This is a genomic window from Rhizobium sp. LjRoot258 (genome assembly GCF_964254185.1).
GTDB lineage: Bacteria > Pseudomonadota > Alphaproteobacteria > Rhizobiales > Rhizobiaceae > Rhizobium.
Window position 1 is genome coordinate 2,890,007 of sequence record NZ_CAXUST020000001.1, and the last position, 23,474, is coordinate 2,913,480.

General features: G+C 59.7%; 17 protein-coding genes and 2 pseudogenes. 14 read left to right on the forward strand and 5 right to left on the reverse strand.

The features are described 5' to 3' along the window. Positions 1–2: 2 nt before the first annotated feature. The 11 genes from ACSQ9D_RS14290 to ACSQ9D_RS14340 all read left to right on the forward strand — a co-directional run bounded on the left by ACSQ9D_RS14290 (position 3) and on the right by ACSQ9D_RS14340 (position 15,609). Complete coding sequence (locus ACSQ9D_RS14290) at positions 3–878, forward strand: ABC transporter permease (protein ID WP_436282770.1); 876 nt, start codon at positions 3–5, stop codon at positions 876–878. Between the two features lie 20 nt (positions 879–898). Beyond that, entirely contained in the window at positions 899–1,819 is a 921-nt protein-coding gene (locus tag ACSQ9D_RS14295) for a dihydrodipicolinate synthase family protein (protein WP_436282771.1), read from the forward strand. Positions 1,820–1,824: 5 nt separating this feature from the next. After that, positions 1,825–2,838, forward strand: a complete 1,014-nt coding sequence (locus ACSQ9D_RS14300; protein WP_436282772.1) for an ABC transporter ATP-binding protein — start codon at positions 1,825–1,827, stop codon at positions 2,836–2,838. Beyond that, positions 2,839–3,807 (forward strand): ABC transporter ATP-binding protein, encoded by a 969-nt coding sequence (locus ACSQ9D_RS14305; protein WP_436282773.1) that lies wholly within the window; start codon positions 2,839–2,841, stop codon positions 3,805–3,807. After that, positions 3,804–4,736, forward strand: coding sequence for a dihydrodipicolinate synthase family protein (locus tag ACSQ9D_RS14310; protein WP_436282774.1), 933 nt, complete (start codon positions 3,804–3,806; stop codon positions 4,734–4,736). Before ACSQ9D_RS14305 ends, ACSQ9D_RS14310 begins: the two co-directional genes overlap by 4 nt. Positions 4,737–5,132: 396 nt before the next feature. Further along, the gene (bcsN, locus tag ACSQ9D_RS14315; RefSeq protein ID WP_436282775.1) at positions 5,133–6,137 is read left to right on the forward strand and encodes a cellulose biosynthesis protein BcsN; all 1,005 of its coding nucleotides are present in this window, start codon (positions 5,133–5,135) and stop codon (positions 6,135–6,137) included. Between the two features lie 57 nt (positions 6,138–6,194). After that, a complete protein-coding gene (gene bcsA / locus ACSQ9D_RS14320; RefSeq protein WP_436282776.1) occupies positions 6,195–8,384 on the forward strand; it encodes a UDP-forming cellulose synthase catalytic subunit in 2,190 nt (729 codons plus the stop codon). After that, positions 8,384–10,903 (forward strand): cellulose biosynthesis cyclic di-GMP-binding regulatory protein BcsB, encoded by a 2,520-nt coding sequence (locus ACSQ9D_RS14325; protein WP_436282777.1) that lies wholly within the window; start codon positions 8,384–8,386, stop codon positions 10,901–10,903. The genes bcsA and ACSQ9D_RS14325 overlap by 1 nt, the downstream gene beginning before the upstream one ends. Beyond that, positions 10,900–11,949, forward strand: coding sequence for a glycosyl hydrolase family 8 (locus tag ACSQ9D_RS14330; protein WP_436282778.1), 1,050 nt, complete (start codon positions 10,900–10,902; stop codon positions 11,947–11,949). Before ACSQ9D_RS14325 ends, ACSQ9D_RS14330 begins: the two co-directional genes overlap by 4 nt. Continuing rightward, positions 11,946–14,243 carry a cellulose synthase gene (locus tag ACSQ9D_RS14335; RefSeq protein WP_436282779.1) on the forward strand — a complete coding sequence of 766 codons (2,298 nt, stop codon included), beginning with the start codon at positions 11,946–11,948 and terminating at the stop codon, positions 14,241–14,243. The genes ACSQ9D_RS14330 and ACSQ9D_RS14335 overlap by 4 nt, the downstream gene beginning before the upstream one ends. A 430-nt stretch (positions 14,244–14,673) precedes the next feature. After that, positions 14,674–15,609: a HEPN domain-containing protein gene (locus tag ACSQ9D_RS14340; protein WP_436282780.1), complete on the forward strand. Its 936-nt coding sequence runs from the start codon at positions 14,674–14,676 to the stop codon at positions 15,607–15,609. A gap of 312 nt (positions 15,610–15,921) precedes the next feature. On the opposite strand, the gene ACSQ9D_RS14345 is transcribed toward ACSQ9D_RS14340, so the two are convergent. From ACSQ9D_RS14345 to ACSQ9D_RS14355, 3 genes and pseudogenes are all read right to left on the reverse strand, one after another. Beyond that, positions 15,922–16,563: a glutathione S-transferase family protein gene (locus tag ACSQ9D_RS14345; RefSeq protein ID WP_436283838.1), complete on the reverse strand. Its 642-nt coding sequence runs from the start codon at positions 16,561–16,563 to the stop codon at positions 15,922–15,924. Positions 16,564–16,937: 374 nt separating this feature from the next. Further along, a pseudogene (locus ACSQ9D_RS14350) lies at positions 16,938–17,179 on the reverse strand (DNA polymerase Y family protein); the annotation flags it as partial. Further along, positions 17,133–17,679 (reverse strand): annotated as a pseudogene (locus ACSQ9D_RS14355) (ImuA family protein). The pseudogenes ACSQ9D_RS14350 and ACSQ9D_RS14355, both read right to left, overlap by 47 nt. 456 nt (positions 17,680–18,135) lie before the next feature. Between ACSQ9D_RS14355 and dinB the strand changes: the two are divergent. Beyond that, positions 18,136–19,236: a DNA polymerase IV gene (gene dinB / locus ACSQ9D_RS14360; RefSeq protein WP_436282781.1), complete on the forward strand. Its 1,101-nt coding sequence runs from the start codon at positions 18,136–18,138 to the stop codon at positions 19,234–19,236. A 373-nt stretch (positions 19,237–19,609) separates the two neighbouring features. Here dinB and ACSQ9D_RS14365 read toward each other — a convergent pair whose 3' ends face one another. Further along, positions 19,610–20,389 (reverse strand): thermonuclease family protein, encoded by a 780-nt coding sequence (locus ACSQ9D_RS14365; protein ID WP_436282782.1) that lies wholly within the window; start codon positions 20,387–20,389, stop codon positions 19,610–19,612. 554 nt (positions 20,390–20,943) lie between these two features. Here ACSQ9D_RS14365 and ACSQ9D_RS14370 point away from each other — a divergent pair. Continuing rightward, the gene (locus ACSQ9D_RS14370; protein ID WP_436282783.1) at positions 20,944–21,225 is read left to right on the forward strand and encodes a GYD domain-containing protein; all 282 of its coding nucleotides are present in this window, start codon (positions 20,944–20,946) and stop codon (positions 21,223–21,225) included. Between the two features lie 702 nt (positions 21,226–21,927). On the opposite strand, the gene ACSQ9D_RS14375 is transcribed toward ACSQ9D_RS14370, so the two are convergent. Continuing rightward, positions 21,928–22,674, reverse strand: a complete 747-nt coding sequence (locus tag ACSQ9D_RS14375; protein WP_436282784.1) for an SDR family NAD(P)-dependent oxidoreductase — start codon at positions 22,672–22,674, stop codon at positions 21,928–21,930. Positions 22,675–22,832: 158 nt separating this feature from the next. Here ACSQ9D_RS14375 and ACSQ9D_RS14380 point away from each other — a divergent pair, with 158 nt between their 5' ends. After that, positions 22,833–23,171, forward strand: a complete 339-nt coding sequence (locus tag ACSQ9D_RS14380; RefSeq protein WP_436282785.1) for a winged helix-turn-helix transcriptional regulator — start codon at positions 22,833–22,835, stop codon at positions 23,169–23,171. Positions 23,172–23,474: the final 303 nt, after the last annotated feature.

Here is a 23,474-nt window from a genome sequence, read left to right on the forward strand (position 1 = left end):
GCATGCTGGCCAGAACCCTCACCCGCAGTCCCGGTCCTCTCGCCCGCGCGCTCGACCGCTTCCTGATCAACCGCGCTGCCGTTTTCGGCGTCTGTCTGGCTCTTCCTGTGTTGGCGATGATCCTCTCCTACCCGCTCTGGTGGACCTTCAAGCCAAACGACATTGACCTATTGGCCATGAACAGCGGTCCAAGTTCCAAACACTGGTTCGGCACGGACGGCGTCGGACGCGACGTGTTTGCGCGCGTGATGGAAGGCGGTCGCATCTCGCTCCTCGTGGCCGTCGCCTCGACACTGCTGTCAGCTATCATAGGCTTTCTTTTCGGTGCGGTCTCTGCCCTTGCCGGCCGCTGGACAGACGCCGTCGGCATGCGGTTTGTCGACCTCGTCATGACGCTGCCGCCCGTGATTTTTCTCCTTGTGCTCGCCTCGATCGCCGGCACCGGTATCTGGCCGACCGTCCTCGTCATATCGCTGCTGTCCTGGCCGCTCCTGGCACGAATGGTGCGCGCGCGGCTCCTGGAATTGCGCGAGCGCGACTTCGTCATCGCCGCGCGGGGAATGGGCGCTGGCCTGCCGCACCTCCTCTTCCGGCACGGTCTGCCGAACTCGATCGATATCCTGGTTGTCTACGCGACGCTGCAGATCGCCAACGCCATCCTGCTCGAAGCCGGCCTTTCCTTCCTTGGTCTCGGCATTGCCCCGCCGGCCGCCAGCTGGGGCAACATGCTGAACGCGGCCCGCTCGACGGCGGTGCTCGAACAATATCCCTGGCAATGGCTGTTCCCAGGCGGGGCTCTCATCCTCGCGGTTCTTGCCATCAACTTCATCGGCGACGGGCTTCGGGACGCTTTCGACCCTCGCGCTGAACTAAACTGATCATTCGAAAGAAAGAGACAATGACAAAATTCAAGGGTGTAATTCCTCCGGTCGTGACGCCTCTCAATGCGGATTTCACGGTCGATTATCCGTCCTATACGCGGGTTCTGGAGCATCTTATCGACGGCGGATGCCACGGCGTTTTCGTGCTTGGTTCGACAAGCGAGGTAATCTTCCACGACGACAAGACGCGCCGCGAGATCATCGAGCATTCGGCAAAGGTGGTGAACGGGCGCGTACCGCTGATCGTCGGCGTCATAGATCCGACCACGGATCGCGTCATTCATCATGCAGACGTCGCCAAGCGGGCGGGCGCCGATGCCGTGGTTGCCACCGCGCCGTTCTATACCGTCACCAGCCAATCGGAAATCCTCGACCACTTCCGCTTTATCCGTGACGCCGTCGACGTACCGCTCGTCGCCTACGACATTCCGGTCTGTGTGCACGTCAAGCTGCAACGCCAGACGACGGTGACCTTGGCCAGGGAAGGCACGATCATCGGCCTTAAGGATTCCAGTGGCGACGATGGCAATTTCCGTTATGCCCTGCTCGATCTTGCCGACAGGCCGGACGTGTTCCTGATGACCGGTTCGGAAATCGTCGTCGACAATGCGTTGCTGATGGGGGCCCATGGCGTTGTTCCCGGCATCGCCAATGTCGATCCGCATGGCTATGTGCGCCTCTGGAACGCCGCCCAGCGTGGGGACTGGGTCGCTGCGCGCAAGGAGCAGGAACGGCTCTGCCGTCTCTTCGAAATCGTCTGGGTTGCCCAGGGCCGCGTCAGCGGCGGCGCCTCCGGCATTGGTGGCTTCAAGACCGCAATGAAGAGCCTCGGCATTATCGATACCGCCGTCATGCCGCGTCCGCGCGCCGCCCTCGATGAAGCAGAGACAGCAAGGATCAATGAGATCCTGCGTGCAACCGGTCTGCTTGGCACGTGACCACCATGCAGTCAGCCGAACCGATACTTGCCATTCAGGGCCTCAAGACAATCTTCCGCATTCGCGGCGGCGATGTCACAGCTGTCAACGACGTCGACCTGACCGTGGGCGCAGGAGAGACGGTGGCTCTGGTGGGAGAATCCGGTTCGGGCAAATCCGTGACCAGTCTTTCCGTCATGCGTCTCCTCACCCGCAACATCGGATCGATCGCAGCGGGCAGCATCCGGCTACGCTGCAAGGACGGTTCCTCTCGCGACCTCGTTACACTGACCGACGAGGAGATGCGCGACATTCGCGGCGACGACATCGGCATGGTCTTCCAGGAGCCGATGTCCAGCCTCAATCCCGTCTTAACGATTGGCGACCAGATCGCCGAGCCAATTCGCATTCATCGCGGCGCAACCCGAAAAGCCGCAATGGCGACTGCCATTTCGCTGCTGGAAAGCGTCGGGATCCCGGATGCCAAACGTCGCGCCGGCCAGTATCCGCACGAGCTGTCCGGCGGCATGCGCCAGCGTGCGACGATCGCCATGGCACTTGCCTGCGATCCGACATTGCTGATTGCGGATGAACCGACGACCGCACTCGATGTGACGATCCAGGCGCAGATCCTCGATCTGCTGCTGACGCTCCAGCACGAGCGCGGCATGGCCATGCTTTTCGTCACGCACAATCTCGGCGTCGTGGCAAACATCGCTCATCGCGTCGCCGTCATGTACACCGGACGCATCGTCGAGGAAGGGCCGGTCGACGAGGTCTTCAGCAATCCGAAGCATCCTTACACGAAGGGCCTCCTTGCCTCTATGCCGCGGCTTGGCGACGCGACAAGGATGAAACAAGCCGGCGAAAAGCTCGCCGCCATTCCGGGCGTCGTTCCAAGCCTCGTCAACATGCCCTCGGGCTGCACCTTTGCGCCGCGCTGTCAATTTGCGATCGAAGCCTGTCGCAAGGCGGTGCCGGCGCTTGAACCCGTTGGACCGCTTCATAAGAGCCGATGCATTCGCTGGCGGGAGATCTAGATGACCGAACCTTTGCTTTCCGTCCGCGATCTGTCGAAACACTATGCTTCCCATGGTGCGCGGCTGACCATTCTGAAGGATATCTCCTTCGACATCGGCAAGGGCGAAGTCGTGGGGCTCGTCGGCGAATCGGGAAGCGGCAAAACGACGATCGGCCGCTCTGTGCTGCGTCTGGTCGAGCCGTCCGCCGGTAACATCCGTTTCGACGGCGTCGAACTGACCGGCCTTTCACCGCAGGCGATGCGCCGCATGCGTCCGCGCATGCAGTATATCTTTCAGGACCCGTTCGCCAGTCTCTCGCCGCGCATGACCATCGGCGAAATCCTGACGGAGGGATTGAAAATCCAGCGCATCGGAACCCGCAAGGAGCGGATGGAGCGCGCCCGCGTCGCACTTGAGCAGGTCGACCTGCCCGCCGAGGCCATCAACCGCTATGCCCACGAGTTTTCAGGCGGGCAGCGCCAGCGCATTGGCATTGCGCGCGCACTGACACTGACCCCGGAGCTGATCGTCGCCGACGAGCCGGTGTCGGCGCTCGATGTCTCCATCCAGGCGCAGGTCATAAACCTGCTGCGCGATCTGCAGCAGCGGCTGGGGCTGACCATGCTGTTCATCTCGCATGACCTTGCTGTCGTAGAGTATATTTGCGATCGGGTGATCGTCCTCTATCTCGGCCGGATCATGGAAATCGCTGCGAGCGGCGATCTCTACGCCCGGCCGCAGCATCCCTATACGCGCGCGCTTCTGTCGGCCATTCCCTCGACCGACGTCGGCGCCAAGCGCGAGCGGCAGGTGCTGAAGGGCGAAATCCCGAGCCCCGCCAATCCACCGAGCGGCTGCGTTTTCCGCACCCGCTGTCCGCACGCGATCAAGGCCTGCAGCCAGGCCACACCGGAACTGCGGGAAGTCGCGCCGGGACACTTCAAGGCCTGCATTCGCGATGACATAGCATTGGGAGCCATGCCTTGACGACGCAAAGACGACATTCGATCGCCGGCAATTGGGCGAGCCTTCTGCTGCCCATCATGGAGAACGACGAGATCGACTTTTCTGCACTCGGCGAAGAGATCGACACGCTTGTAGAAGCCGGCGTCGACGGCATCTATTCCAATGGCACGGCTGGTGAGTTCCATAATCAGACCGAAGCCGAGTTCGATAGGATCCAGGCAACGCTTGCCGAGCGTTGCGCAGGGACCGGCATACCCTTCGTGATCGGCGCGTGTCAGCCGGACCCGCGGATCGCACTCTCCCGGATCATGCGCGCGGTGGCCCTGCAGCCTCTGGCGATCCAGGTCATTTTGCCGGATTGGTGGCCGGTTACCGATCTGGAAGCGATCGATTTCCTGCAGCGCGCGGCGGACTGCGCTAAGGGCATCCCACTGATCCTCTATAATCCGCCACATGCAAAGCGGGTCCTCACGCCCCGAGAACTGGCCGCCATCTGCGGCCCCTGCCCTTGCGTTGTCGCCATTAAGCTCGCCGACGGCGATGCGGATTGGTATGCGGCGGCGCGCGAACACCTCTTAGAGCTCGCGCTTTTCGTCCCCGGCCATCGCCTTGCGACCGGCATGAAACATGGCGGTGCCGTCGGCGCCTTTTCCAATGTGGCCTGCCTCAGTCCGCGCGGCGCCCAATGGTGGACCGACCTCATGGCAAGAGATATGGAGGCGGCTCTGGCTATCGAGAAACGGATTTGCGCGTTCATGGACACCCACATCGTTCCATTTCGCCAGACCCAGGGCTATTCGAATGCGGCGCTCGACAAGTTGCTTTGTGCGATCGGTGAGTGGGGCCCGGTTGGAACGAAACTCCGTTGGCCATACCGTTCCATTGAAAAAGCCGAAGCCGAGCGGCTGCGTAAGATCGCACGCGCGGAACTGCCTGAACTCTTCAATTGAGCGCACTGGTCAGGTCTTGGCTTTTGAACGCCTGGCGAAAGGCATCCATTTGTCTGACTGAGGAGCGCAAGCGATCTACCGTCTCTTCATCGATACTGCGCTACTGCGCTCTTCGAAAATCGCGATCGTCTTCTTCACGCGACAGTTCTCTATCGTTCCTGGGCACGATGGTCACCATCGGTTGCGCTGTCTTGGAGAAACTCATCGGTCCCTCAATGGTTCAGGAGCTGGTGTCGTACTCAATGCCACCGTGGAGATAGGGCGGATCGCTACTGGTGCCGCTCTCACATTAACTTTGGGTTAACCATAATCGTCGTTTACCATGGGTAGCGGCCTCAAGGGTCGTTGATTCGGAAGTCCACCGCGAAATCCGCGCATGGATGTGAGGAAAGACGATTGCGGCGACCCGAAACGTTCAGTTTACTGAAGGCGTCATGCTTGGCATTGCTTGCCGGGCTCGTCATCGGATGTCAGTCGTCGGGAAACGTCAGGTCCCCAAACATTTCCGAGACGGTGCCCGCCGAGACGGCGCTGGCCTTGCCCCCGCCTGGCGGCCCCTCGATCGTCAGCGTCGTCGAGCACAAGCGTGGCAACGGCACCGAGCAGATGATTTCGCTTTACACGTCGTCATCCGTGTCGGGGCAGAATTTTCTCAAGGTGCAGTTCCTCGGCGCGTCGGGAGCCAATCCCGGTACTGGAAACGCCTCGTATAAAATGATCAGCGAGAACGGGATAATCCGCGAGGCTTTTGCGGCCGTTCCCGGCGTGCAAATGACGCGGTCCACGACCTATCTACAAAACAGCTATGGGCCGTTCGGCTACGCCTCGGGCGAGAGCGGTTCGGGCGATACCTGTATTTATGGCTGGCAGCAGATCCGCTCGAGCAGATCCGCTCATACGCAAGCACGTAACTTCGGAATGATCCAGGTGCGGTTGCGCCTCTGTGATGCGCGGGCAACCGAAAGACAGTTGCTCGGAATCATGTACAGCTACACGATCGTCGGGATGCTGGACGGAGAAATCTGGAATCCATTTGGATCTCCGCAGGGTATTGATCCGACGCTCGGGCGCCCTGGCAATCCGATCTATCCGGACCAAGGCGGTTACAGGAACATGCCGATGGCCTTTGGCTATGAACCTGCCCGCCCGGAAATCCAATCTCGTGTCGTTCGCGTACGCAGCGTTCAGCCGGAAGCTGAGGAGGCGCCTGCCCAGTTACCGCTGCCGACAGGTCCTCGCGTGCCGTTGCCCGACGCCTCGAGCGATTTGCCACAGCCAGGCATGTCAGCAGTGCCTTCGAACGAACAGACGCAACCGAGATCCGCGACGGCGAGCGGCCTAACGGTGCCGTCGCCAGAGTGTATAGGGGATTCGGCCATGACGGCCGCGTGCCGAAGATAGACGTGGGAAGGCTGCGGTGTTCCCAAGCACCCGGCCTGCATTGTCAAAGGGATATTGATGCATAAAGCCCGAAGCATCATTACGTGGGCCTTCGTTTCTCTGTGTGTGATCGCGCTGATCACATTGCCGGTGAACCTGCAGACCCAGCTGATTGCGAGCATTGTCGTCGTCGCCGTAATGGCGATCATCAAGGGGCTGAAGGCTGAAGGCACCTGGAGGCTGATCGCCCTTGCCTTCGGCACCTCAATTGTTCTTCGCTATGTCTACTGGCGCACGACCAGCACGCTGCCGCCGATCAATCAGCCAGAAAACTTCATCCCCGGTCTGCTGCTCTATCTCGCGGAAATGTACAGCGTGGCGATGCTGGCGCTCAGCCTGTTCATCGTCGCCACGCCTCTGCCGCCGCGCCCTTCGCGGGCGAGCAAGGAAGAACGCTTTCCCCACGTCGACGTGTTCGTCCCCTCCTACAACGAGGACGCGCACCTCCTCGCCAATACGCTGGCCGCCGCGAAGGCCATGGATTATCCCACGGAGAGGCTGCATGTCTGGCTGCTGGACGATGGCGGCACATTGCAGAAGCGCAGTTCCAGCAAGCTTCTCGAAGCCCAGGCGGCAGTGGCGCGTCACAACGAGCTCAAAAAGCTCTGCGAGGATCTCGGCGTACGCTACCTCACGCGCGACCGAAACGAGCATGCCAAGGCTGGCAACCTCAACAACGGAATGAAGCATTCGAGCGGCGAGCTGATCGCCGTATTCGATGCGGACCACGCGCCGGCACGCGACTTCCTGCTCGAAACCGTCGGCTACTTCGACGACGATCCGAAGCTATTCCTTGTCCAGACACCGCATTTCTTCATCAACCCAGATCCCCTGGAACGAAATCTTCGAACCTTCGAGAGAATGCCGAGCGAGAACGAGATGTTCTACGGCATCATCCAGCGCGGTCTCGATAAATGGAACGCAGCATTCTTCTGCGGCTCAGCTGCCGTCCTCAGCCGAAGGGCACTGGAATCCCAGGGCGGATTCAGCGGTATCAGCATCACCGAGGACTGCGAAACCGCCCTGGCGCTGCATGGCAGCGGATGGAACAGCATCTATGTGGACAAGCCCCTGATCGCCGGGCTGCAGCCGGCGACCTTTGCAAGCTTCATCGGCCAGCGCAGCCGATGGGCACAGGGAATGATGCAAATTCTGCGCTTCCGCTTCCCCTTGTTGAAGCGGGGCCTGACACTGCCGCAACGCCTTTGCTACATGTCGTCGACGCTCTTCTGGCTCTTCCCGTTTCCGCGCACGATCTTTCTGTTCGCGCCGCTTTTCTACCTCTTCTTCGATCTGGAGATCTTCACCGCATCGGGCGGCGAGTTCCTTGCCTATACGCTGGCATACATGCTTGTGAACCTGATGATGCAGAACTACCTCTACGGTTCCTTCCGCTGGCCGTGGATCTCGGAACTTTACGAGTATGTTCAGACGGTTCACCTGCTCCCGGCAGTGGTTTCGGTCATGCTCAATCCGAGAAAGCCGACGTTCAAGGTTACGGCGAAGGACGAGTCGATCGCGGTCAGCCGTCTTTCGGAAATCAGCCGACCGTTTTTCGTCATCTTTGCCGTGCTGCTGATTGCTTTGGTGGTCACCATCTATCGTATCTATGCCGAGCCCTATAAGGCCGACGTGACCTTGGTTGTCGGCGGCTGGAACATCATCAACCTGATCATGGCCGGCTGCGCCTTAGGCGTCGTTTCCGAACGTGGCGAGCGGGCTGCGTCTCGTCGCGTGCGTGTGAACCGCCGCTGCGAATTCGGGGTCAACGGCAAGTGGCACACGGCATCCATCGAGGATGTCTCGGTGCACGGCGCCCGGCTGCATGTGTTCAACAAGCAGCTGGATCCAATGGTGATTGGCGCCGAGGGCGAGATACGCTTCCAGCCTCACAGCGGCGCAAGCATCGAAACGCTTCCGCTTATCGTGCGCAATATCCAGCCTTCCGGCGAGATTCTGGCTGTTGGCTGCCAATATAGTCCGAAGAGCGCCCTCGACCACCGCCTGATCGCCGACCTGATGTTTGCGAATTCCGATCAATGGACGCAGTTCCAGCAGGCGCGCCGCCACAACCCAGGTCTCATTCGCGGAACGATCTGGTTTCTCGGCCTGTCGCTCTACCAGACAAGCCGCGGTCTCGTGTACCTTTTCCGCAGCATGCGGCCCGAACGCGAGCGGCTCAATCAGGTCGCGAAGGCAGGCAACTGATGAAAAAGATCACATCGATCTTGCTGTTTCTCCTCGCCGCTTGCGCGGTTGCCTATGCGCAAACGGCGCCTTTCGACATGTCGGGGGAGCGTGAGCAGGGCAGTACGCCGATGGTGCCGAGACTGACCTTCCCGGCCACGCCTGCACCGGCAGCGGCGCCGCCGTCTGCATCGCCAGCGCCGACACCGGCGGCCCCCATGCCTGCCGCGCCCGCACCGCCATTCTCCATGGCACCCGCTTCACCATCAGCCTCGGCAACACCACCATCGCAGCCCCAGGCGCCGGCGGAAGTTGGTCGACCGCAGCCTGCGCCACCAGTCGCCCCCGCGCAGGCGCAGCGCCCTGCGCAACCGGCCATCCAGCGAACTGCTCAAAGCTCCGTTCAAAGGTACATCATCCCTTTCGCCAAGTTCGGCCTGGATGGCGAGTATGATCGCAAGTCGTGGTCGATCTACATCACGCCAGAGCAGGCTGCCGCGCCAGCGAAGTTCAACTTCTCCTATCAAAATGCCGTGGTCGTTGCCCCGGAGGCATCGCAACTAACGGTTCTTTTGAACAACAGGATCGTCGGTCAACAACCGATCGCCTCATCGGACGCACCATCGAACGTCTCCTTCGACGTGCCCGCGGGACTGCTACAGCCGGGCGCGAATCTTCTGACATTCGAAGCCACCCAACGCCACCGCACCGACTGCACTGTTCAATCGACCTATGAGCTTTGGACGAACATCGACCCGGCAAAGACCTATCTGAGCTTTAGTGGACAGGAGGCCGCGGCGTTTTCCAGTACAGACGCCATCCGCGCGGTCGGCGTAGACGAAACCGGCAAGACGCAGTTCAATTTCGTCGTGCCGGCGCTCGAGCAGCCGGGCACGACAAAGCCTCTCTTACGCCTTGCCCAGGGCCTCGCGGTTCTAAGCGGCATGCCGAACCAAACCTTTTCATTCACGCCTGACACATTGCCGCAAGCGGGTGCGGGTCGCATGACCGTCGTAGTTGGAACACCGGCCGAGCTGCAGTCAGTCATCACACCGCCGCCGGCCGCGCAAGCGGCGGCGCTGGCCTCGTTCGTGACGGACCCGAAGTCTGGGGCAGCCGTTCTTTTGATCAGCGGCCCGTCCTGGCCAGCAATCTCGTCCGCTATCGACACGATCGTTTCGACCACGGATCGCCCCGCGACGGCCGTTCGCGACACGCTGGTAACCCAGCGTTGGAGCGCGCCGGATGCGCCACTCGTTCTCTCCGCCGCGAACCTGACATTTGCGCAGCTGGGCGTGGCGACGACGGAGTTTTCGGGACGACGCTTCCGTACCAGTTTCAATATCGCCGTGCCGTCTGATTTTTACGCGAACGCCTATGGCGAAGCCACAGTACTGCTCGACGCAGCCTTTACGCAGAATGTCCTGCCCGGCAGCCACATCGACATCTATGTCAACGGCAACATCGCATCGACGGTGCCCATTTCGTCAACAGGAGGGGGCATCTTCCGGCACTTGCCCATTCGCGTGACGATGCGGCATTTCAAGCCGGGTTTGAACACGCTGTCGCTTGAAGCCATCCTGATGACGAAGGAGGACGAGGTCTGCGTGCCTGGCACGACGGCCGGTGCAGCACCGCGCTTTGCGCTCTTCGACACCAGCGAGCTTCACATTCCCGACTTTGCCCGGATCGGACAACGGCCGAACCTCGCCGGCCTATCTGGAACCGGCTATCCCTACAATCGCGCGACGCAGCCAACGCCCCTCTTCATCGACCGGATTGATAGCGATACACTGTCGGCGACCGCTACCCTGCTCGGACAAATGGCGATCGTTGCCGGCCGCCCGATCGACGTTGAGCCGGCTGCGACACCGGGCGCCATCGGCGAGCGAGACGCCATTTTCATTGGATCGATCTCGCAGATGCCGCCGGCAGTGCTGACGCAGCTGAACATAGCGACGAGCAGTCAGGCCTCTTGGCGGCCCCCCGCCGCGGCCCAATCAAACCAGACCGAACCTTCCGTGACCTTTGACGATTGGCGCTCGAGAGTTAGCGGCGGTGTATGGCGCGGGCAGATCACCTCATTTCAGGAGTGGCTTCGCCGCAACTTCGACATTTCGCTGAGTTCGCTGCAGTTCGTGCCCGGGTCGGAAGAAGCCTTCACGCCCTCGAACGACGACAGCTTCTTGATCGCTCAGGGCAAAAGCGCCGCGGGGGGATCGTCCTGGACCATCGTCACGGCTCCTTCCGCCAAGGACCTGCGCGAGGGCGCCGAAGCAATTGCCGCACAGGTCAACTGGCCGCAGATCGCGGGTCATATCACCACCTATTCCAGCAGGACCGGCAAGGTCGAAAGCGTCCCGGTCGGTCGCTTCGATTTCGTGGCCTCCCAGCCGTGGTCAATCTCAAATTATCGTCTGATCGCTGCGAACTGGTTGTCTACGAACATATTGTCCTACGCCTTCCTTCTGGTCGTCCTTTCGCTTCTGATCGGCGTTGCCACGGCAAGCATGCTTTCCAGGCTGGGCAGGCGCGAATGAAGAGACTGTTGAAACTGATCTGCGCCGCAAGCTTTGCTGTTGCCGTCGCCTGCCAGTCCGCGCAGGCACAAGGTCCGGGGATCAACCAGCAGGCATGGGGCGCCTATAAGGCGAAGTTCCTGGATGCCAGCGGCCGCATCGTCGATGATGCAAACGGCAATATCAGCCACAGCGAGGGCCAAGGGTATGGTCTACTGCTTGCCTACCTTGCCGACAGCCCCGCAGACTTCGAGCAGATATGGTATTTCACGCGCACCGAACTGCTGCTGCGCGACGATGGCCTAGCGGCGTGGAAATGGGATCCGGCCGTTACGCCGCATGTCACCGATATCAACAACGCGTCGGACGGCGATCTCTTGATTGCCTATGCGCTGGCCCTTGCAGGGTCTGCCTGGAACAGAAGCGACTATATCGAGGCGGCCGCGAAGATGGCCCAGGCGCTTCTTTCGCATGTCGTGGTCAGTTCAGGCGGACGCACGCTGTTGCTGCCGGGCGTCAGCGGTTTTGATTCCTCTGATCGCAAGGATGGCCCCATCATCAATCCCTCCTACTGGGTCTACGAGGCGATCCCGATCATGGCGCTCCTGGCGCCGTCTAACGCTTGGCAGAAACTGTCGGATGATGGCCTGTCGCTGTTGCGGTCGATGAAATTCGGCCCACGAAAGCTGCCCGGCGATTGGGTGAGCCTCAATCGCATGCCGGAACCCGCCAAGGGCTTCGATGCGGAATTCGGGTACAACAGCCTGCGCATACCGCTCTACCTTGTTCGCGCGGGAGTTTCGGACAAGGCTCTGCTGTCAAGATTGCGCCAGGGAATGACCACCGAGGACGGCACTCCGGCGACGATCAACCTCGCGTCCGGCAAGCCAAAGACGCTGCTGTCGGACCCGGGTTATCGAATTGTTAACGATGTCGTGGCCTGTGTGACAGACGGAACGAAGCTGCCTGAGTCGTCGCAGCAGTTTGAGCCATCGCTCTACTATCCATCGACCCTTCATCTTCTTGGGTTGGCATTTGTCGGGGAGAAGCATCCGGAGTGTCTGTGAGATCCTCATCCGTTGCAATTGTTGTCGCGGTGGCGGTGGCCGGTCTGGTGACCGCCCTGAAGGATCGTGCGGCACTTCAGGAGATGCTGGGCTTTGGTGGATCGGGTCATGCACCCGCGCCACAATTCATGCTCATGGGTCGTGTCACGGGGCCGGAGATCAGCCCCAAGCCTCAGATCGACGTGCAGGCGATTGCCGATCGGCTGCACGCCTCAACGACGGTGCCGCCGCTGCCTCAGGAGAGCGAGACCGCCGGTGACGAGGTCACCGCCGGTGACGAGGTCGAAGATTCCGTAACGCTTGCGCAGGCACCGCAAGCGCAGCCTCCTGCTTCTCAGCCAGCCAAGCCTGCTCAGCCGAAAGTCGATGAGAGCGCGCTGCGCTATTTCGCCAGCCGCGGCGACAAGGCGCGACTGCAGGCCGAGATCGCGCGCCTCCAAGCGCTTTACCCGAACTGGGTGCCTCCGGCTGATCCTCTGGCCGTTCCGCAGGGCGGCGACAAGCAACTGGAACAAATGTGGCAGTTGTATTCGGAGGGACGCTATGCGGAGCTCCGCAAGGCTATTGCCGATCGGCAGACGTCCGAATCGGGATGGCAGCCGCCGCCCGACCTGCTTGACCGACTGGATGTCGCGGAAGCCCGTGCACGCCTCGTCAATGCGTCCGACCTGAAGCAATACGCAACCGTCGTCCAGATCGGCGCCAACACGCCGAGCCTTCTGACATGCAGCGACATCGATGTACTCTGGCGTGTTGCCGAAGCCTTCGCGAGGACGGATCGGGCGCCCCGCGCCCGGGATGCCTATGTCTATATTCTGAAGAATTGCACGAACCCGCAGGAGCGTCTCGCGACCATTCAGAAAGCGTCTGCTTTGCTGTCCTACGCAACGATGCAGGATCTCCTGGCGCTCGAACGCCCTGATGGCAATGGCGGTCGCGAGTTCGACAGCATCCGCAATGACCTCGCCCGCCGGTTTGTCGCCGCTGGCAACGATCACCCCGATCTTGCTGTGGCGCCGGCTTACCTTTCGATTGTCCAACGACTTGCGGAAACGGACGGCCTGGCATCCGACAACCTTCTTCTCGGCTGGTACCAGCTTCGCCGGGAGAACTATGCGGATGCCGAAAAATGGTTCCGCGCTGCGCGTGAGAAGGAAGAAGACACGGCAATTGCTTCCCAGGGTCTGGCGCTGGCGTTGATCGCCGAGAAGAAGCCTCAGGAGGCGGAGGACGTCATGTACAAATGGCGTGGCGCCTCCAAGGAGGCGACCGCGACCTATCTTGCGGCGACGGCAAACCTGATGGCTCTGCAGCCACCCGCCAACCTCAGCGAAGAGGTGCTTTCACGCATCGCGGCAGAAATCATTGCGCAGAAATATGTGCCGACGGCACAGCAATTCGGCTGGTTTGCCCGCACACTAAACCAGCCGCAGACGGCCGCGCGCTGGTTCGAAACGGCGTTGCGCTGGAAGCCTGATGACGAGCCGTCCGCCTATGGACTCGCGATCACGCGTCAGCAGTTGCGCGACCGCGCGGGCGTGGTCGAGATCCAACGGCTGTGGGCGGGCAAGTCCGAGCGCATCGCACAGTTGGGCGAGGCAAACAACCGCCAGACCACACAACCTCCCCTACCCGCTCCCGCGCAGATGTCGCCGCAGGGCGCAGCCGCCTCGCCCCCTGAGATCGTTAGGGCACCCGCGAACCCGCCAGCCAGCGTCGAGGCCTCGCGCCAGATGCGGACGGTGACCGTCCGCCGAGGCGCACGGCAACTGCGCGGATGCACGACCACGGTCAATCAGCGATTGCTCGACCCTGAAGCGTCACTGTCGCGTGGCTGGTGCCTAATGGACATCGATCGTCCGATGGAGGCGGTAAAGGCTTTCGAGGCAGCGCTGGCCAGTCCGAACCGCATGACGCGCGAAGATGCCGCCTATGGCCAGAGCCTCGCCTACCTGCGCGCCGGCCTATCCAACCATGCCGCCGTCGCAGCCACGAGGGCGCCGCAGACACAACAGCGTGCGGCCGAACTGCAGGTCGCGATCTTGGCCGACAGGGCCTTGGCCGCCTTCGATGCCAAGCGTTATCGAGAGGCCTTGATCTACCTTGATCAGCGCGCACAACTCCGGCAGGAACCGATCGACTTGATGGTACTTCGCGGATACGCCTACCTGAATATGAAGATGTACGGCGACGCGGAACGGCTCTTCACGGCCGCCGCGGCGACCGGCAGCAAAGACGCGAACCGTGGTCTGGCCGACTTAAAGGCATCGACACATCCCGATACCGTCGATTGACGATACCGAAATTTGGTCTGCCGACGTGGCGCTTGGCATGAACGGTGCCACTCAGAACTCGGCCGGAGCCGACGCACCGGTTCATTCGCTCAGTCCTGTTGCGCGGCCTGCCTCGAAGCGATTGATACACAGAACATTCGGCGAATGAAGCCGACAGATCAGCGACCGCACCGCTCGGCCGACCGGAAGCAACGCAGGCTGATCTTTCGTTCCCTCAGTTCGCGATTTCGAGCCGCTTCCTCCTGCTGCGACTGCCTCATCTGGAGAATGGCCACGTCAAAGTGGCGAAACCGACTCATCAGGAAGCGCGACGCCGGCGAAGACGTAGTCACGCATAGGTACCCGCTCGAAACGTATCCATCTTGTAATTGTGATGGCTATGAAATTCGCGTAAAAGGTTTAGGTGTGCAATCACGATGGACCCGCTACGATGGATGCGATTCACACCGAAGGCTTCGACGCTGCTTTGACCCTCACCGATCACATTGAGCACCTGCCGGACAGGAAGCGGCGAGAGCTGGCGCGCATCATCGAGATCCTGTTTGCTGAGGTCGAGGCGTTTCAAGCAAGCAAGCTTTCGGAGAAGAAACGCGCCGGCAAGATCCTCAAGGTCATGCTCTACGGATCCTATGCCCGGGGTGACTGGGTGGAGGATCGCCTCAGCGGCTATCGCTCTGACTACGACCTGTTGATCGTCGTCAACACCAAGTCCTTTGCCGATGAGCATGAACTCTGGGAGGGCCTCGAGGAGCAGCTGCTGAAAGAGCAGATCGGCCATCACATCGAAACGCCGGTGGTCCCGATCGTCCACACGCTACACGACGTCAATGATCAGCTCGCCCGTGGTCGTCCCTTCTTCGTCGACATCGCCAAAGATGGCATCGTCCTCTACGAGCAGCCTGGCTATCCCCTGGCACAACCGAAGCCGCTGACGGCGGAAGAGGAGCGGCATGAGGCAAAGATTTACTTCGAGCAGTGGTATCAGCTGTCTCAAGAGGCACTCACCGGCGCCGAATTGATGCTCGAAAGAAACATCTGGCGCGACGGAGCATTCATGCTGCATCAAGCCACGGAACGCGCCTATCATTGCGCCCTGCTGACGCTCACCCTCTACAGCCCCAAATCACATCGAATAAAGACGTTGCGCTCACAGGCCGAGGGAGTAGACAGCCGACTGATCGCCGCTTGGCCGCGCGACAGCCGTTTTTCTCGTCGGTGTTTCGAGCTACTGTCGCGGGCCTATGTCGAGGCGCGATACTCATCGAAATACACAATCAGTAAAGAAGAACTGAGCTGGTTGGTTGAGCGCGTTAAGGCCCTGCAAGAACTCGTAGAAACTATTTGTCGCGAACGGCTTTCCGTCTAGCCGTATTACGCAAGCGTCACGAAGGGACAAATACGCTTGAACGCAGATAGGATACCCAGGTGAGGCCCCCGCGTCGGTAGACCTGCACCATTCCTCCGAGGATTTCGTGGCTCGCCATACCGGCCCGCTGCTTTTTTTCCGTTTTCGATGTGGGAACAGCGAATCACGACATCGAGGAGCGGTCAAACCGGCCCCGGTTTGTGCTAGCGTTGTGTTAGGGCATTTTAAGCATAAGAAGGGCTCCGAGTTTCCTCGCTGGCTTGGCCTTTGCCTGCGAGGAGTTACCATCACGCGACGCCATTGCTATCGCACCTATTCAGTTGGAAGCAGTGGCAATTGTGGCGCGTCCAATCCGCGAAACGGATCGCGCCAAGCTTCTATGCCGTTTAGCCGATCAGCCCAGCGCGTTATGGCGGGATAGTCCTCGATCGGTAGACGCGCTGCATCGTTAAACGGCAAGAACGTCGCCATGCGAAAATCGGCGAAGGAGATCGTTTCACCGAGGAGCCACAGTCGGTCGGAAAGCTCGCATTCCAGAATGGCTGCTGCTTTGTGGAACCTTCTCAGACCCTCTTCGACCATCCTTTCGTCACGTTTGCCGATGCCGTAGCGTAACTTCGTCCCGCGCTCCCAGTGCACTTCGTCACATGACTTCACAAAGTTCTCCTTTGCCCAACTGATCCATCGTATCATCTCTGGCTCCTCGTCGTCGGTTCTCCAGAAGTTCGATCCAGCGTGCCGGGAAAGCCAGCAGGCAATTGCATCGCTCTCCCAAAGCGTTCGACCGGGGCGCTCCAAGATCGGCAGAAGAAGATTTGGGTTGAGCGGAAGATATCGCTCTGACTGGCCTAGAGCCATTGGCTCGGCGAACTCGAACTCGATATCTGTTTTCAAAAATCGCGCGACGGCGACTGCGAGGCGTGGATTGGGGTTTCTGCTGAAATACAACTTCATTCGTTTTGTCTCCGGTGTCTGCGACATAGAAGACGAATGAAGGTCTATCCTTTCGACAATCCGCAAGAAAGAGTTCGGGAGCTGCGTCTCGAACATCCGAGAGAAAATAGTCGCGCATGTCAGCAATGCCACGTCGCTAAGACAACGGCGCTTGCCCAATGGACTTCGACAATTAGCGAGCGCGGGCAGTGTGTGCCACTGCCTGACCTTAAAAGGCGCATCAGCCAACCGTCGAGATGGCATGAACCTTCATATCATCCCGAACTTCGTAGAACTTGTTCCCATCGGTGTGGATGGTATAGCACGTCGGTTTCTCACCTTTGGCGGTTGAGCAAGCCTTATCGCCTTTGAAGGTAAGCTTCGTCTTCACGTCTAAGCGCCCAAAGCGTAATGCGTTCGAGGGCAGCGGCGTCGGCCATGGTATCGGCATCCACCAGCATAAGACCTCGGAACAGCGCCTGCGCCTTGGCTGCTGGCATACCGACATGGACGCCGGCCTTCCTCGCAGCAGCGTCGGGGCGGAGACCCAGCGCTTGGAGCCGCTTCGCGCAATCACCGCGATCGCCTGCTCAACGGGAATGGACGGATCGGCCCGCCTGATCCTGTCCGTCGGCAAATCCGGTAGAAAGATCGATACGTCCCGCGGGCATCACACGCTCCAACTGTAAACTCTGCGCACTCGCCCGCTTTCACTCTCATCAGCTCGAGAAACCACCGCGCTCGACCGACGCCGGGAACCGGAAGCACTTCCGACGGCATCGCACTCACTCTCCAGCGTGTCGTCGACGCCGTCGGCTGGCCGAAATCACTCGCCTCGGTTTGCGCAAGGGCCGGGAAAAACAGGTCCGGCCTCGTGAGGCACCAGATCACCTTACCCCTCGTTCGCGCGGCGATCCCGCCTGCGAGCAGCGCGGCTGCCGCACCGTCGACAGTCCCCGCCCCGCCACCGGCGAACTCGTGGATCGCCCCAAAGGACAGTCCGCCACCAGGCAGGTGGTCATCAATCTCGCGGACGCCGAACGGTAAGGTCTGCCTTCACCGCGCCTGATTGCTTTCGAGATGTGATATGCGTTCTCGAAGTTCGGTGATGACAGGGTTTGCGCCCACTTGCGCCATCTGTAGCCTTCGCCAAAATCAGGGTTCCATCTCGTCCAAAAGCGAGTATGTTCTACATTTGTTCCTTTCTGAAATTCGAGTCAACGGTCGTGTTTCGGGTGGATTATGAAGGCATAGTCCATCCACAGCGACACAGGCTAGCGATCCATGAGGGAATTCAAAGCGGTAGCCGCGGACGATCAGGGCGCATGATACCTTACAGATGAGAAAAAATTCCTGCGATGACGCAACATTGCGAGACGATCGGGACGCCGTAATTACCATCGAATGCGATGCCTGTGATCGGAGAAGCGATCTTGATCGGAAGGCCCTGATCAAGCAGTACGGGGCCACTCTGTCCTTCCGGCAGCTTCGACGTCGGCTCACCGTCGGTTGCTCTCGTATGAATAGCATCGATGGCATCGATCGCTGCCAGGCTTGCTTTCCCTGCCTCGACGCGGATGCGGAAAATGCGCGATGACTGATCACGTCGAGAGCCCCCCTACCGAGCGTCCGCGCAAGATCATCCATATCGACATGGATGCCTTCTACGCCTCCGTCGAGCAGCGTGACAATCCGGAGCTGCGCGGGAAGCCCGTGGCGGTCGGTGGATCGGAAGCACGCGGTGTGGTGGCGGCTGCAAGCTATGAGGCCCGCAAGTTCGGCGTCCACTCGGCCATGCCGTCGGTGACGGCCAAGCGCAAGTGCCCTGACCTGATCTTCGTGAAGCCCCGCTTCGACGTCTACAAGACGGTATCTGCCCAGATCAGGGAAATCTTCGCCGAATACACGCCTTTGATCGAGCCGCTATCGCTCGATGAAGCCTACCTCGACGTGACCGAGAACTTGAAGGGGATGGAGATCGCGACCGAGATCGCTCTCGAAATCCGGGCGAAGATCAAGGCGGCAACCGGGCTGAATGCCTCTGCCGGAATCTCCTACAACAAGTTTCTGGCCAAGATGGCGAGCGACCTGAACAAGCCGAACGGTCAGGCGGTCATCACGCCGAAGAACGGGCCGGCATTCGTGGGTGGATTGCCTGTCAACAAATTCCACGGCGTCGGCCCGGCGACCGCCGACAAGATGCATCGCCTCGGGATTGAGACCGGAGCCGATCTCCGGGAGAAGGAAATCGAGTTCTTGGTCCGGCATTTCGGCAAATCCGGGCCGTACTTCTATGGCATCGCTCGCGGTATTGACGAACGACAGGTCAAGCCAGACCGGGTGCGCAAATCCATCGGAGCGGAAGATACCTTCGCGCAGGATATCCACACCTACGACCCAGCAGTAGACGGTTTGAAGCCATTAATCGCCAAGGTCTGGCGTCACTGTGAGACCAACAGCATCACGGGTAAGACCGTCACACTCAAGATCAAGTACGCCGACTTCACGCAGATCACCCGCGCCAGGACGATTGGTCAAACGTTCCGATCTGCAGACGAAATCAAGGAGACAGTTTGCGTCTTGCTGGAATCCGTCTTTCCGACCGGGAAAGGGATACGCCTCCTCGGTGTGACGCTCTCCTCGCTGGAGCGCCAGGCCGACATGGGCATTGAGCAATTGGCACTGAAGCTGTGACAAATCTCAGCATAGTGCCGTTGCCCCATCTGCTTCGACGTTACCACGCGGTACGGGCAGTACCCAACGCGAACGTATGGCAAGACGATACATGGGCGACATGGGTTTTCGCCGACACGACACAGTTCCCTGGACAGCTAAGTTTGTGCTGCGCCAAGTGTTTCAGCAGTTCCTCGACATTGCGCTTTTCAGTAAGCGGAAATGTAAAAGTCATCCAAGTTCCTCCAAACAGCAGACTTCCTCAGCCATTAAAGGTTTGAATTCTTCCGCACCGCAACAAGAATTTTTTAATGAAATAATTAAAATCGATTAGCATTTTAGTTCAAGATTTTAAAATCGATTTAGAACATTACGAGCCTGAGGAGCGACCACCTCAGCCGCACCACGGTCGCGGCGTCGGTGGGCATCTGGTTCCACCGCACACGAACGGCACAGCCAGACCCTCGCCAATCATGATGCTGCTGACATCCTGCCCGCCTGCATAGAGAACTGCACAGGAGCGACCATAATTGCATCTGTCAGTTCCTTCGCTCCCCGGCGTGCACGCGCAAGATACCCTTGTGAGTCTGACCGGCCCGGCGGCCACCAATTCCTTGAGACGAGCCGTTGCACGGTCTCCGAGTTCCTTTTCAGATGTACAGCGCGGACTGAAAACCTCGGGCGCGTTGTAGCCGACGAGCCGGGTGCCGTTCATCTCGCCTTGGACATGGATCGTATCGCCATCGGTGACCGTGAACCTGGATGACGCAAATTCGTTCTTGGCCGATGACGGCAGCGCACTTACTGCATCGAACTTGCCGCCGGCGACAAACTGAACGCACGCAATTACAGCCAGGACCACCACTGCCGCCAGGAACCTCTTTTCGCTCCAACTCAGGCGATACGACCGCCGCCTGGTAAACCTCGCTTGAAGGTAGCTGGGCGAACGGCGATGGTTGGACGATGGCTTCCGAGGTTGAAATTGGACGACGTTGGAGCGATCTCCGAGAACCTCGAAGACTTTTTTCCACTGTTTGTCTGTGAGGGCAAACCTGTCGCCGCTGCGATCAATGCGAGCCAGGATGTCGGTGAGGAACTTTCGCTGCCAGCCATTCAGATCGTGACGACGCAGCGCGACCTCGATATCCCTTCTGAGATTACTGGCGGTTTCCATTGAGTACCCATACCGTTTGACGGACTTTAGACCGCAAACAGCTAAGGAGCGGTTTTCGACGGTTCTTGCCGGTTCAGTTTGACACGCGCAAATTCGAACCTTCCCACCCGATCGCGGTCATCCTGAATTAGCTCGATGTGCGTCGGCTTCGGAAAACGCTGGTCGACGGAGCAATTCTCGACAGCGTCGAGCGACGTTTCGGCTGCTTGACCCAAGAGCCGACGCTGTCGGACTTCGTGCTCTGGCGCGTTGGTTGGATTCTTTGGTCGGCTTTATCAAATTTGACGCGTTGACTCCTGCACCTACATACTAATTGGTCAGGGTGGGACGGAGGTGCCGTCATTTCAAGGCTCGCGGTGGCGATCACGCTCACTGTGCGTCGCCGAGTTGTGCGCGACTAATCTAGCGCTCTGCGGGCCGATGCTCGTCTAACACCAAGTTTTTTGAGATAGTGAGTGTTGGGCCGATCACCCGATCTGCCCGTTATCGAGGGAGGATGTCCTATGCCACTTTTCGTAACAACAGGGTGCTATACAACCACGTCAGCGAAGGGAATGATTGACAATCCATCGAACCGAGAACAGGCGGCCCGTGGCATCATGGAAGCAGCGGGAGGGAAACTGCATTCTTTCTACGTCACGACCGGCGAAACCGACTGGATGGCCATCACGGAATTCGACGATGGTGCTGACCTGATCCCCGCACTTCTCGTCATCGGCGCATCGGGAGCCGTCTCGAATGTCAAAACCGTGCGAGCCTACACGGGCGCGGAATTCAAGGCTGCGCAAGAGAAGGCGGGCACAATCGCATCTACCTACAAGCCCCCGACAAAATAGGCAGGTCCCTGGTTGAAACATCTCTGGCAGCGGATCGAACCTCCGCTGCCAGAAACGATGTATTGGCGCATTTTTCTCCGACGCAGGTTCCTCCCGCCACAGTACATTGCCGCGCTTTGGTGTTGTACTTGGCGACAACGTTCACGTGTTCGCTCGCGATAGTGACCGGCACGCCCTAGCCATAGTTGCATGTTCCGCCCGGATAGTGAGCGGATAATCGAAACAATGCACCCTTATCGCCATCAGTCGCCCCCTGGATGTCATCTTCGGATGCCGAGAGACACGCGCGATCCATCTGAACTACGCGTTAGCGACCGCCCAGTGACCAGCAGTGAGATAGCGCAGGTGGCGCGATGAGAGGCGACGACGCGCGCGACAGGAAGTATGTTTCCGGGCTCGTGAAACGTGTGTCCAAAGCCCTCCGACAGTAATGGGACGAGAGCAACGATTGATCGCTCAAGGACTACCAGGGGAACCACGCATGGGCGAGAAAGGGGTCTAAGATCGCATGATCCCTAGACCACCGGGAATAGGGCTGGATGACGGCTACACGGCCCTTTGCGGTCATACGACGGCTTCCGCCCCTCAATTCGAGGGGCGGCTTGCAAGCTCGAACTCAATCAATTTTTCAAGTGCCTTTTGAGTGCGTTCCCGTGTCTGCTTGTCATCAACATCATGCCCAACGCGACTGCCGGCATCGGTTCACCAGGGCCATGGGCCTTCCGGCCCAGTGAAGCTTCCCGTCGGGCTCTCCATGTCCAGGGCGGCCAGAACAAGCGGGCGCGCCCCCACCTCGACGCTGTCGGTTCCTTGGAAATCGTTGATGGCGGTTGCGGTGTAGCTTGGACTGACCGCACGGACCTTGATGCCGGTGTTCTCAAGTTCGATCGCAAGTGCCAAGGTCATGGCGTTGAGCGCTGTCTTGGATGCGGGATAGGTCACCCCGAAGTGGGACCGGAATGGAAAGTTCGGGTCGGAATTCAGCGTCAGTGAACCCACACCGCTGGAAACGTTCACGATCCGCCCCGACGATGACGATCGGATCAGTGGTAGCATCGCTTGCGTGACGGCGAGAGCGCCGAAGACGTTGGTCTCGAAGACCGCCCGGATCTCGTCCAGCGGCGCGACACTCGCTGCGCTCGCGCGTATGACTTCCTGACCCGATGCATAGCGGCCTGATTGGATGATCGCAGCGTTGTTGACGAGGAGATCGAGGCGGCCAAATTCGGAACTGACTCGTTCCGCCGCCTTCGCGATACTGATCGCGTCGGTGACGTCAAGTTCTATGGCGGATGCACCTTCCCCTATCTCCTCGGCTGCCCTCTGCCCGTTGGCCAAATTGCGTGACCCGACCAGAACGATGTATCCGTGATCGACCAATTCCTTGGCGACCTGCTTTCCAAGTCCTTTGTTTGCCCCGGTCACGAGGGCTACCGTCTTGTCTTCCATTACTTCTCTCCACTGTGCTGTCGATCAATCAGATGGCAGCGGGGCCAATCTCTGGCGGGTGGCGGAAGCCGCGTTGTGGCGTTCCATCACACGCGATATGGACACGAGCTAACGTCGGCGGTAGTACATACAAAAAAGTAAGTGTGAGAAAAAATTCCATGAACGATGTTCAAAGCACATGTGGCCTCGACGTCTCGTTGGCGGTCATCGGCGGCAAATGGAAACCGTTGATCTTGTATCATCTCCAAGGCGGACCAAAGCGGTTCGCGGAGGTCAGACGTCTGGTAAAGGGCATCAGCGAGAAGGTTCTGATCCAGCAGTTGCGCGAACTCATGGCGGTTGGCGTGCTGATCCGCCATGATCATCAGCAGGTGCCGCCGATGGTAGACTACTCGCTCACGCCTTTCGGCGAGACGCTCGTGCGCGCTTTGATTCCGCTTTGCGAGTGGGGCACGCTGAACCGACAGCACGTAGCAAACGTTTTGCTTACAGCCTAGAACCCTGGCCGAAATCCCCGAACGACCCGAGCGGTGAACAAAACAGCGTTAGCTGATTAGGCCCTTACTGGGTGACGCATTCCAGAACCGTCGCCGAAAACACAGCGCGTTGGAGGCGGCGTCTCTACTGGTTTTGCAAGCTGACGCTCGTAGGGCGAAAGCTAGCCATGGCCGCTTCTCTAATCGGGCATTGGGGTCAAGCTCATTTCTGATCTTCGGTGGCCTGATCGTTCACGCGGGTCACGCTTCTCTTCGCAGTCTGTTGGCCCCTTGCGTTTGGAGCCGCTGCACGCATGCATGGGA

Bases quoted from the DNA above. Each gene is read 5' to 3' on its own strand.
- ACSQ9D_RS14375 (WP_436282784.1), bottom strand. From the start codon at position 22,674: ATGGAAGACAAGACGGTAGCCCTCGTGACCGGGGCAAACAAAGGACTT.
- bcsA (WP_436282776.1), top strand. From the start codon at position 6,195: ATGCATAAAGCCCGAAGCATCATTACGTGGGCCTTCGTTTCTCTGTGT.
- dinB (WP_436282781.1), top strand. From the start codon at position 18,136: ATGACTGATCACGTCGAGAGCCCCCCTACCGAGCGTCCGCGCAAGATC.
- ACSQ9D_RS14370 (WP_436282783.1), top strand. From the start codon at position 20,944: ATGATTGACAATCCATCGAACCGAGAACAGGCGGCCCGTGGCATCATG.
- ACSQ9D_RS14325 (WP_436282777.1), top strand. From the start codon at position 8,384: ATGAAAAAGATCACATCGATCTTGCTGTTTCTCCTCGCCGCTTGCGCG.
- ACSQ9D_RS14345 (WP_436283838.1), bottom strand. From the start codon at position 16,563: ATGAAGTTGTATTTCAGCAGAAACCCCAATCCACGCCTCGCAGTCGCC.
- ACSQ9D_RS14295 (WP_436282771.1), top strand. From the start codon at position 899: ATGACAAAATTCAAGGGTGTAATTCCTCCGGTCGTGACGCCTCTCAAT.
- ACSQ9D_RS14380 (WP_436282785.1), top strand. From the start codon at position 22,833: ATGAACGATGTTCAAAGCACATGTGGCCTCGACGTCTCGTTGGCGGTC.
- ACSQ9D_RS14330 (WP_436282778.1), top strand. From the start codon at position 10,900: ATGAAGAGACTGTTGAAACTGATCTGCGCCGCAAGCTTTGCTGTTGCC.
- ACSQ9D_RS14290 (WP_436282770.1), top strand. From the start codon at position 3: ATGCTGGCCAGAACCCTCACCCGCAGTCCCGGTCCTCTCGCCCGCGCG.
- ACSQ9D_RS14300 (WP_436282772.1), top strand. From the start codon at position 1,825: ATGCAGTCAGCCGAACCGATACTTGCCATTCAGGGCCTCAAGACAATC.
- ACSQ9D_RS14365 (WP_436282782.1), bottom strand. From the start codon at position 20,389: ATGGAAACCGCCAGTAATCTCAGAAGGGATATCGAGGTCGCGCTGCGT.
- ACSQ9D_RS14340 (WP_436282780.1), top strand. From the start codon at position 14,674: ATGGATGCGATTCACACCGAAGGCTTCGACGCTGCTTTGACCCTCACC.
- ACSQ9D_RS14305 (WP_436282773.1), top strand. From the start codon at position 2,839: ATGACCGAACCTTTGCTTTCCGTCCGCGATCTGTCGAAACACTATGCT.